Origin of the sequence: Amycolatopsis rhizosphaerae (assembly GCF_007713715.1) — a bacterium.
Taxonomy (GTDB): Bacteria; Actinomycetota; Actinomycetes; order Mycobacteriales; family Pseudonocardiaceae; genus Amycolatopsis_E; species Amycolatopsis_E rhizosphaerae.
The window spans coordinates 1-7,836 of record NZ_VJWX01000338.1; the positions used below are offsets into that span (position 1 = coordinate 1).

At 72.9% G+C, this 7,836-nt stretch carries 8 protein-coding genes; 1 reads left to right on the forward strand and 7 read right to left on the reverse strand.

Going from position 1 to position 7,836, the window contains the following annotated elements; all coding sequences use genetic code 11:
- The 7 genes from FNH05_RS26460 to FNH05_RS26490 form a co-directional block, all read right to left on the reverse strand.
- A partial coding sequence (locus FNH05_RS26460) for a hydrogenase large subunit (protein WP_144591427.1) occupies positions 1-1,219 on the reverse strand: 1,219 nt, incomplete at its 3' end.
- A complete protein-coding gene (locus tag FNH05_RS26465) occupies positions 1,216-2,694 on the reverse strand; it encodes a proton-conducting transporter transmembrane domain-containing protein (RefSeq protein WP_144591428.1) in 1,479 nt (492 codons plus the stop codon). The genes FNH05_RS26465 and FNH05_RS26460, both read right to left, overlap by 4 nt.
- On the reverse strand, positions 2,694-3,356 hold the full coding sequence (locus tag FNH05_RS26470; RefSeq protein ID WP_144591429.1) for a hypothetical protein: 663 nt from the start codon (positions 3,354-3,356) through the stop codon (positions 2,694-2,696). Before FNH05_RS26470 ends, FNH05_RS26465 begins: the two co-directional genes overlap by 1 nt.
- Positions 3,357-3,366: 10 nt before the next feature.
- Positions 3,367-4,326 (reverse strand): respiratory chain complex I subunit 1 family protein, encoded by a 960-nt coding sequence (locus FNH05_RS26475; RefSeq protein WP_144591430.1) that lies wholly within the window; start codon positions 4,324-4,326, stop codon positions 3,367-3,369.
- Positions 4,323-6,323, reverse strand: a complete 2,001-nt coding sequence (locus FNH05_RS26480) for a proton-conducting transporter transmembrane domain-containing protein (RefSeq protein ID WP_144591431.1) — start codon at positions 6,321-6,323, stop codon at positions 4,323-4,325. Before FNH05_RS26480 ends, FNH05_RS26475 begins: the two co-directional genes overlap by 4 nt.
- Positions 6,320-6,805 carry an NADH-quinone oxidoreductase subunit B family protein gene (locus FNH05_RS26485; protein ID WP_222426715.1) on the reverse strand — a complete coding sequence of 162 codons (486 nt, stop codon included), beginning with the start codon at positions 6,803-6,805 and terminating at the stop codon, positions 6,320-6,322. The genes FNH05_RS26480 and FNH05_RS26485 overlap by 4 nt, the downstream gene beginning before the upstream one ends.
- Positions 6,805-7,155: an ArsR/SmtB family transcription factor gene (locus FNH05_RS26490; protein WP_144591432.1), complete on the reverse strand. Its 351-nt coding sequence runs from the start codon at positions 7,153-7,155 to the stop codon at positions 6,805-6,807. Before FNH05_RS26490 ends, FNH05_RS26485 begins: the two co-directional genes overlap by 1 nt.
- A gap of 150 nt (positions 7,156-7,305) precedes the next feature.
- On the opposite strand from FNH05_RS26490, the gene FNH05_RS26495 reads away from it, so the two are divergent.
- Positions 7,306-7,836, forward strand: a 531-nt coding sequence (locus tag FNH05_RS26495) for an endonuclease/exonuclease/phosphatase family protein (protein WP_186382751.1), incomplete at its 3' end; no start/stop codon positions are given.

Here is a 7,836-nt window from a genome sequence, read left to right on the forward strand (position 1 = left end):
GGCTCGCGATCAGTGCGATCGAGTGCGCCACCTCGTCGGCGCGGACCTGGAAGCGGGACAGCACGTCGCCGTTGGTCACGGCGTGCACGGGACGGACGAAACCGGTGTCCGTGAAGGGATGATCGGCGCGGGCGTCGGCGCGCAGCCCGCTGGCCCGCGCGACGTAGCCGAGAGTGCCGAGGTCCTCGGCCTGCCGGCGGGTGAGCACGGCGGTGCCGGTGAACCGGTCGGCGACCACGCTGTTGCCCAGCGCGAGTGCGACGATCTCGGCGACATCGGTGCCGAGGGCGGTCAGCTCATGGGCGTCGGGTTCGCGGCGGAGGGCCGCGCCGCCGGGGCGGAGAGCACCGCGCAGCAGCCGGTCCCCGCTGACGTGTTCGTTGAGGCGCAGGAGTTGTTCGCGCACGCGCCCGGCCTGGTTGTTGAGGATGCTGTGGCCGGTGTCGTTGCAGAGCGCGCCGAGATCGGTGACGTGGTTGTAGAGCCGTTCCAGCTCCAGCAGGATCGCCCGGACGCGCTGCGCGTCCTCGGGCACGGTGATCCCGTACGCCTCCTCGACGGCCAGGCAGAAGGCGAGCGAGTGTCCCACGGAGGTGTCCCCGCTGACCCGTTCGGTCAGTGGCAGGACCTCCTCCGGGCGACGGGACTGGCACAGCCGTTCCAGTCCTCTGTGGACGAACCAAAGCCGGGCCTTGAGGTTGAGGATCGTCTCGCCGACCACCGAAAAGCGGAAGTGGCCCGGCTCGATCATCCCCGCGTGCACCGGGCCCACCGGGATCTCGTACACACCGTCGCCCTCCACCGTGCGGAAGGGATAGGGGCCGTCCACCGCGCCGAACTCCGGCGGGTTGCCCGCGTCCGAACGCATCGGATACCAGCCGCGCGGCCAGTGGAAGTGGCGCACGAGACGGCGGGGGAGCGGGTGGTCCTCCGGCACGATGCCGAACAGGTCCCGCATCTCGCGCTCGAACCGGCCCGCCGGGAAGGACAGCCCGGCCAGGGTCGGCACGCGGGGCCGGTCACGGTCGAGGTGGACGTGCAGTTCGACGCGCCGGTCGGGACCGGCCGCGGTGCACACGTACACCGCGCGCAGGCCGTCACCGTCGTCATGACCGGCGACCAGCGCGACCCGGAAACCGGTGCCGAGCAAGGACTTCACCTGTTCCGGGAGCTCGGCGGCGGACAGGTGGCGGGTTTCGCGGTGCGCCTGGGGCGTCATGGTGTCGTCCCGGAGAGGGTGTTGGCGGCGAGGTGCAGCAGGGTGGTCAGCGGCCCGGCCGCTACGCCGAGCGCGGCGGCGAGGGCGAGCCCGCCGACGAGCGCGGCCGCGACCGCGACCGGGAGGCGGGACGGTGCGGCGGCGGCCCCGGGCCCTTCGGGTGCGGGGCCGAAGAGCATGCGGCTGGTGTGGTTGACCAGTGCGGCGCCGATCACCAGGACCAGTGCCAGCGCCACCGCGGTGAACGCGCCGAGCCCGCCGGCGAAACCCGCCCGGACGATGCCGAGTTCGCTGGCGAACAGGCTGAACGGGGGCAGCCCGATCAGGGCCAGCACGCCGAGGCCGAAGCAACCGGCCAGCAGCGGGGAGCGCACCGCCAGCCCGCGCACCTTGCCGACGGCCCCGCTGCCGGTGAGCTGCCGGATCCGCCCGGCGCCGACGAACAGCACGCCCTTGGCCAGCCCGTGCCCGAGCATGTGCAGCAGCACCGCGGCGAGCGCGAGCGGGGTGCCGATCGCCGCGCCGAGCGCCATCAGCCCGGCGTGCTCGATGCTGGAGTAGCCCAGCATGCGCCGGTAGTCGCGCTGGGCGAGCAGGAGCGAGGCGGCCAGCGCCAGCGAGGCCAGCGCCATCACGACCAGGAGCGTGCGCAGGAACGCCGGGCCGAGCGCGATATCGGAGATCGCCTTGACCCGCAGGATCGCGGAGAAGGCCACCGGCAGCAGCGCGCCCGACATCAGCGCCGAAACCGGCGGCGGAGCCTGCGAATACGCGTCGGGCAGCCAGGCGTGCAGCGGGGCGAGCCCGGCCTTGGAACCGAAGCCCAGCACCAGCAGCACCACGGCGATGCGGGTGACACCGGGGTCGAGGGCGGCGGCGTGCGCGGTGAGCGCGGCGAGGTCGAGCCCGGCGCCCGCCCGTGCGCCCGCGTAGTTCAGCACGACCGCTCCGAGCAGGGCGAGCGCGATACCGGTGGAGCAGATCACCACGTACTTCCACGCCGCTTCGACGGCCGTGCGCGTGCGGTCCTGCCCGACCAGCAGCGCGGTGACGATCGTGGCGCCCTCGATCGCCACCCACACCACGCCGAGGTCGGCCGCGAGCACGGCGAGGGTCATGGTGGCGAGGAACAGTTGCACCAGCACGCTGTGCCGGGTGGCGATGCGGGCGCTCAGCCGCCCGGCCGCCCGTTCACCGCTCAGGTAGGACGGGGTGGCGGCGGCGGCCACGAGTGCCACCACGCCGATCACCAGCAGCATGAACGCCGACAGGGCGTCGGCCCGCAGGAACCCGGAAAGGGCCTCGCGCGGCCCCGTCCGCGCGACTCCGACGGCGATGACGACCCCGGAGGCCAGGACCAGTGCGGCGCTCGCGGCGGCGGTCCACGCCGTCGCGAGCCGCCACCCCAGCCCGGCATAGGCTAGCGCGGCGAGCACCGGGATCGCGACCGGGGCGAGCAGGAACAGGGTGGGCATCAGTCGTGCAGCTCCCTCAGCTCGTCGAGATCGGTGCCGCCGAAGGTCTCCCGCATGCGGGTCGCGAGCAGTTGCAGTACCAGCGCGATCAGCAGCAGGTCGAGCGAGATCCCCACCTCGGCGAGCAGCCCGAGGCTGGCCGTGGTGAGGAAACCGACGGCGGTGATCCCGTTGTCCAGCAACAGGAAACCGACCAGCTGCGAAAGCGCGCGGCGGCGCGTGACGAGTACGAACAGACCGATCAGCACCACGGTGAGACCGACCGGGATCGCCTGCGTCGCGGCCGAGGGCGCGAGCTTCACCAGCGGCTGGGACACCGCGTAGGCGAGCAGGGTGAGCACGGCCGCGGCCAGCAGCGACGCCGCCACGTTGACCAGCGGCCGGGTTTCCCGGGGCGCCGCCTTGGCCCTGGTCAGCGCCCGGCGCAGCAGGCGCGGCAGGATGCCGGCGCGGAGCACGAGCAGGCCCGCCGCCACCGCCCACAGTTCCGGCGAACGCTCCTTCGCGGCGAGCACCGCGACCAGGGCCGCCAGCGCCACCCCCTGCACCGCGAACACCCGGATGATCATCGCCAGTTCGCGCCGCCAGAGGATCAGCACCGCGGTCAGCAGCAGCGCGCCGCAGGTCAGGTCCAGCAGTTGCACATACAGCGTTTCGGTCACAACAGCCCCCTCACGCCAGGAAGAACGAGGCCGCGACGGCCAGCAGGGACAGCAGGAACGACCCGGCGAGCAACTCGGGCACCCGGAACAGCCGCAGTTTCGCGAGGAACACCTCGCCGAGCGCCAGCGCCGTCCCGAGCACGCCGACCTTGACCACCACCGCCCCGATTCCGGCCAGCAGGGCGAGCGGGGCCGCACTGGTCGCGATCCCCCACGGCACGAACAGGTTCGCGAACAGACCGAGGAACACGGTCAGCCGCATCGCCGAGGCCAGTTCGACCAGTGCGAGGTCCGGGCCCGCGTACTCGAGCACCATCGCCTCGTGGATCATCGTCAGCTCCAGGTGCGTGGACGGGTTGTCCACCGGCAGCCGCCCCGTCTCGGCGACGATCACCACCGCCAGCGCGACCAGCGCCAGCAGGCTCACCGGCGAGATCACGCGGGCCGGGTCGTGCACGGTCGAGGACACGATGGCCGACAGGTTCGTCGAGCCGACCCGCACGGACAGCGCGAAGATCGACACCAGCAGGGTGGGCTCGACCAGCGCGATGATCGTCATCTCGCGGCTGGCGCCCATCCCGCCGAACGCGGTCCCGGTGTCCAGTCCCGCCAGCGCCAGCACGACGGTGCCCAGTGCGAGCAGGGCCACCACCGCGAACAGGTCCGCCACCGGGGGCACCGGCGAGGCCGTGGCCACGAACGGCACGACCACCGACACCACCAGCGTGGTCGCCACCAGCACGAGCGGGGCCAGCCGGAACACCTCGGTGGTGCCGTTCGGGGTGAAGGTTTCCTTGCGCAGCAGCAGCTTCCGCAGATCGCGCCACGGCTGGGCGACCCCGGCACCCGCGCGGCCCTCCAGCCGGGCCCGCACCTGGCGCATCAGGCCGACCAGCAGCGGCGCCCCGGCCACCACGAGCAGGGGCTGCACGATGCCGACGACCAGTGCGGAGACCACCCCGGCGCTCATCGGGTCACCGCCAGCACGATCAGGACCGCGACCACGGTGTAGAACCCGTAACCCAGGTAGCGGTGCACGCTGCCGTTGGCCAGCCACCGCCCGGCCTGCCCCCACCGGGCGACACCGTCGAGCACCGGCCGGTAGAACCGCCGTTCGATGCGGTCCGGCACCTTGCGGCGGTAGGCCACCGCGGACACCAGGTACGCGGATTCCTCGTAGTGGCTGACGTCCACGTCCGTCTCCGGTCGCACGACGTCGTCGAAGACGCGTTGCAGCGGCTCGGCGAACGAGGTCGCGGTGTACTCCATCCGCGCGGTCAGCGGTCCCGCGCCGCAGTCCCACAGCCGGGCCGGCTGCCGGGCGCGCCGCGCGCCGACGGCCCGCAGGGCCGCCACCAGCGCCACGGTGGCGCCGAGCAGGCCCGCGGTGAGCAGCAGCGGGGACAGCGAGCCCGCGACCGCGGTGAGCCGCACCGTCACCAGCCCGGCGGCGGCCGGATCGCCGAGCCCGGCGGCCCGGCCCACGGCGGGCAGCACCAGCGACGGCACCAGGGCCAGCACGACCGCGACCGCCGCGGCCAGTCCCATGCCGATGAGCATCGTGGGCGGGCTTTCGTGCGCCCGCACCGCGCCCTCGCCGCGCGGCCTGGCCAGGAAACCGACCCCGAACGCCTTGACGAACGTGGCCACCGCCAGTCCCGCGGTCAGCGCGATCGAGGCCACCGCGAGCGGCATCGCGATCGCGGTGGGGGCCCCGCCCGCGGGCAGGCCGTGCACCAGCGCCTGCAGCAGCAGCCATTCGGACACGAAGGCGGTGCCGGGCGGGAGCGCCGACGCGGCGAGCGCCCCGGCCCCGAACAGCGCCGTGGTCCACGGCATCGGGCGGCGCAGGCCGCCGAGCGCGTCGAGGTCGCGCGTCCCGGTCCCGTGCAGGACCGAACCGGCGGCGAGGAACAGCAGGGTCTTGAAGGCGGCGTGGCCGAGGACGTGGAACAGCGCCGCGGCCAGTGCGAGACCGGCGAGTTCCCGGTGGCCGGTGGACGAAAACAGGCCCGCCGCGCCGACGCCGACGAGGACCAGCCCCATGTTCTCGGTCGTCGAGTACCCCAGAAGGCGTTTGAGGTCGGTGCCCATGGCCGCCTGGAGCATCCCGTGGATCGCGGAAAGCGCGCCCAGGGTCAGCGTGACCAGCCACCACCAGCGCGGACCGCCGCCGAGCAGGTCGAATCCGGTGCGCACGATCCCGTACACGCCGAGGTTCACCATCGCCGCCGACATCAGCGCCGAAACATGGCTGGGGGCCTCGGGATGGGCCCGGGGCAGCCACGCGTGCAGCGGCAGGATGCCCGCCTTGGAGGAGAAGCCCGCCAGCGTCAGCACGAACACCAGATCCCGGATGTGCGGGGAAAGGTGCGCCTGCCGCAGGCCGTCGAAGGAATCGGCCGGGGCGTGCGCGGCGAGGACGGCGAATCCGGCGAGGATGGCCAGGAAACCGAGGTGCGTCATCACCGCGTACCAGCGGCCCGCCGACGCCACCTCGTCGCGGCGCCGGTGTTCGGCGAGCACCAGCGCCAGCGAGGCCAGCGCCATCAGTTCCCAGCAGACCAGCAGGGTGCCCACCGTCGAGGCGACGGGCACCAGCAGCATCGCCACCACGAACAGGGGGAACACCGCCTGCGGGGGCCGGGAGGCCAGATCGTCGCGGGCGTAGCCGATGCCGTAGATCCCGGCCGCGATCGCCACCCCGCCGGTGGCCACCAGGAACAGCGCGGCGAGCGGGTCGGCGGTGAAGGCGACCCCGGACAGCGGCAGCAGACCCTGCCAGGACACGGAGAACGACTGTCCGGAAAGGACGGCGATGCCCGAGGCCAGCCCGGCGGCCCCGGCCAGCGCGGTGCCCAGCCCGCCCACGACCGGCCGCACTCGGCGCGAAGCGGCCACAGTGGACAGTGAGGTGAGCGCCCCGAGCGCCACCGCCAGTGCGAAGCTCGCCGCCGCCGCGGTCATCGGCCGGTCAGCTTCCGCAGGGCCTCGACGATCGCTTCGGGGCGGGGCGGGCAGCCGGACAGTTCCAGGTCCACCGGGATCACGTCGGACACCGGGCCGATGACCCCGTAGGCCCCGGCGAACAGGCCGCAGTTCCGCGCGCAGTCGCCGAGGGCGAGCACGAGCTTGGGGCCGGGCAGCGCCTCGTAGGTGCGCCGCAGCGGTTCGGCCATGTTGCGGGTCACGGGCCCGGTCACCAGCAGGACGTCCGCGTGCCGCGGCGAGGCCACCAGGCGGACCCCGTAGCGTTCCACGTCGTAGACCGGCCCGAAGGCTGAGGCGATCTCGACCTCGCAGCCGTTGCACGAACCGGCGTCGACATGCCGCACCTGGATCGAGCCGCCCAGCGCCTTCGCCGCGGGCGGTCGCCCACCCTCGGGGCGCGGCGGAGCCGGTTCCGCCACCGTGCCGTGGCGGCGGATCTTGCGCCACAGGGCCAGCACTACTCGCTCCGCTCGGCCGTGTCCGCCGGGACCCGCATCTCCGCCAGCAGTTCCGCCTGCCCGGTGAGCACACCGGTGAGGATCCGGCGCGCCACCAGCAGGAACTCCGCGATGTGGGGACTGGTCAGCGAATAGAAGACCGTGGAACCCTCCTTGCGGGTCACCACGAGACCCGCGCGGCGCAGCACCGCCAGATGCTGCGACAGGTTCGTCGCTTCGATGCCGATGTCGGCCAGCATCTCGGCCACCGCGTGCTCGCGCTCGCTGAGCAGTTCGAGAACCCGGATGCGGGCGGGATGTCCCAGTGTTTTGAAGAACTCGGCCTTGGCCTGGTAGAGGGGCTTGCTCACCCTCGCTCCCTCCGGAGTGACTTTAGCAATTGCAGATATTAGCAAGTCTTCAAGTATTGGCTGTCGTGGGGTGCGCCTTCACCGGGAAGACGGGGGATCGTCACGGAAAGGGGGAGCGGTGGTCACGCCGGGTTCGTAGGGTGCGGGGATATGAGACTCCCGATCGGTGCGCTCCTGTCCGCACTCGCCCTCGCGGCCACACTGGCCGCGCCCGTGCCCGCGCAGGCGCACGAGGCCCGCGAGGTCCGCGAGGTTCCGCTGACCGTCGCCACCTACAACATCCACGCCGGAGCCGGCGAGGACGACGTCTTCGACCTCGACCGGACCGCCGAGGCGATCCGCTCGCTGCATGCCGACGTGGTCGGCCTGCAGGAGGTCGACGTCCACTGGGGTGCGCGCAGCGACTTCACCGACGAGGCCAGGGAACTGGCGAACCGCCTGGGGATGCGTGTGTTCTTCGCGCCGATCTACGACCTCGACCCCGCCGCGGCCGGTGCCCCCCGGCGCCGGTTCGGGGTCGCCGTGCTGAGCCGCTACCCGGTGCTGTCGGCGGAGAACCACGAAATCACCCGGCTGTCCACCCAGGTGCCCGATCCGGTGCCTGCCCCGGCCCCCGGCTTCGCCGAGGTCGCGGTGAACGTCCGCGGCACGGTCGTCCACGTCTACTGCACACACCTGGAC